This window comes from Micromonospora sp. DSM 43699 (genome assembly GCF_055517075.1).
Genome location: NZ_JBTMMT010000138.1, coordinates 1 through 2,333, shown reverse-complemented (window position 1 = coordinate 2,333; position 2,333 = coordinate 1). Strand labels below are relative to the sequence as shown.

The 2,333-nt window shown below is 72.7% G+C and carries 1 protein-coding gene; it reads right to left on the bottom strand.

Annotation, left to right across the window (positions count from 1 at the left end):
• A partial coding sequence (locus AC0AIB_RS30895; protein ID WP_465098030.1) for a hypothetical protein occupies positions 1 to 2,209 on the bottom strand: 2,209 nt, incomplete at its 3' end.
• Positions 2,210 to 2,333: the final 124 nt, after the last annotated feature.

Below are 2,333 nucleotides of genomic sequence, written 5' to 3'. Positions count from 1 at the left end.
CCGGCTTACGCACGATCGCCGTCGCGTTGTACGTCCCGTACGTGCCACCGGTGCCCTGCACCACGATCCGCTGACCCGCCGCACCCGTGAACGACAACACCGCGTTCTGCCCCGGGGCGGTGGTGGTGAGGGTGACGCCTGCGCCGCCCGGGGCGGTGCCGGCAGTGACGTCGGCCGGCACGTCGGACACCTGGAGGGTGAGCGCGCCGGTGTAGGTGGACGCCGGGTCGACAAGGATGCTGTACGTGCCGGCGACCGGCAGCACCGTCGTGTCGAACAGGCACGACGTCCCGCAGTACGCGCTGCTGGTCAGGTTCGACCCGTCCGGCTTACGCACGATCGCCGTCGCGTTGTACGTCCCGTACGTGCCACCGGTGCCCTGCACCAGGATCCGCTGCCCGGCCGTGCCGGGGAACGTCACCACCCCGTTCTGCCCGGGGCTGACGGTGGTGACGGTGACCGGGGCGCCGCCGGGGGTGGTGCTGACGGTAGCGTCGACCGGCACGTCGAACACCTGCACGGTGAGGCTGCCGACAGCCGCCGCAGCCGGGTCGACCAGCACCGTCCAGGTGCCGGCCGTGGGCAGCGGCACCGAGCTGAACGCGCAGCTCGTCGCGCAGGACGAGGAGCTGACCGAGCTGCCGTTCGGCGCCCGCAGCGTCGCGGTCACGCTGCCGCCGCCGAACGCGCCGGCGGTGAGGCTGACGGTGACGACCTGCCCGGCCGTGCCGGGGAACGACACCACGGCGTTCTGCCCCGGCACGGTGGTGGTCACCGACACCGCCGCGCCGCCCGGGGTGGTGGTCGCCGAGGCGTCGGCGGGCACGGCGTACACCCGGGCGGTGAGCGCCCCGACGGCGGTCGTCCTCGGGTCGACCAGCAGGGTGTAGGTGCCGGCGGCCGACAGGGTGGTGGTGTCCAGGAAGCACGAGGTGCCGCAGGACGTGTTCGACGCGACAGTGCTGCCGTCGGGACGGCGCAACGTCACCGCCGCCTCGGACGAACCGAACGTCCCACCCGAGAGCTGCACCGCCACCCGCTGCCCCGCCGCCACCGGGAACGACACCACCGCGTTCTGCCCCGGCACCGTCGTCGTCACCGACACCGCCGCCCCACCCGCAGTGGTGGTCGCGGTGGTATCGGCGGGCACGGCGTGCACCTTGACCGTGATGCCGCCGACGACAGTGCCTTTCGGGTCGACCAGCACGGTGTACGTGCCGGCGGCCGACAGGGTGGTGGTGTCCAGGAAGCACGACGTCCCACAGGACGTGTTCGACACGACAGTGCTCCCGTCCGGACGACGCAACGTCACCGCCGCCTCGGACGAACCGAACGTCCCACCCGAGAGCTGCACCGCCACCCGCTGCCCCGCCGCCACCGGGAACGACACCACCGCGTTCTGCCCCGGCACCGTCGTCGTCACCGACACCGCCGCCCCACCCGGGGTGGTGTTGGCGACCGCGTCGTTGGGCAGGTCGTAGACCCGGGCGGTGATCGCGCCGAGGGTGGTGCCGGTCGGGTTGACCAGCACCGTGTACGTGCCGCTGGTCGGGAGGGTGACCGCGTTGAACGCGCAGCTGGTGCCGCAGTAGCTCTCGCTGACCACTGTGGTGCCGTCCGGGGCGCGCAGCGTCACGCCGGCGTCGTAGGTGCCGAAGGTGCCGCCGCTCAGGGTGACCGAGACGACCTGCCCGGCGGCGCCGGGGAAGGAGACGACCGCGTTCTGCCCCGGCACGGTGGTGGTCACCGACACCGCCGCGCCGCCGGGGCTGGTGGTGGCCGAGGCGTCGGCCGGCACCTCGTGGACCTTGACGGTGGCCTGGCCGAGGTAGGTGGTGTCCGGGTTGAGCAGGACGGTGTATGTGCCGTCGACCGGCAGGACCACCGTGTCGAAGAAGCACGACCCCCCGCAGTACGCGCTGCCGGTCAGATTCGACCCGTCCGGCTTCCGCACCACCGCCGACGCGTTGTACGTCCCGTACGTCCCACCGCTGAACTGCACCGACACCCGCTGCCCCGCCGTACCCGCGAACGAGACCACGGCGTTCTGCCCCGGGACGGTGGTGGTGACGGTGACCGGGGCACCGCCCGCGCTGGTGCTTGCCGTGGCGTCCGCCGGCACCGGGCGGACCTGCACCGCGACCTGGCCGACGGTGACCCCGTCGGGGTTGAGCAGGATGGTGTAGGTGCCGTCGACCGGCAGCGTCACCGTGTCGAAGAAGCACGACCCCCCGCAGTACGCGCTGCCGGTCAGATTCGACCCGTCCGGCTTCCGCACCACCGCCGACGCGTTGTACGTCCCGTACGTCCCACCGCTGAACTGCACCGACACC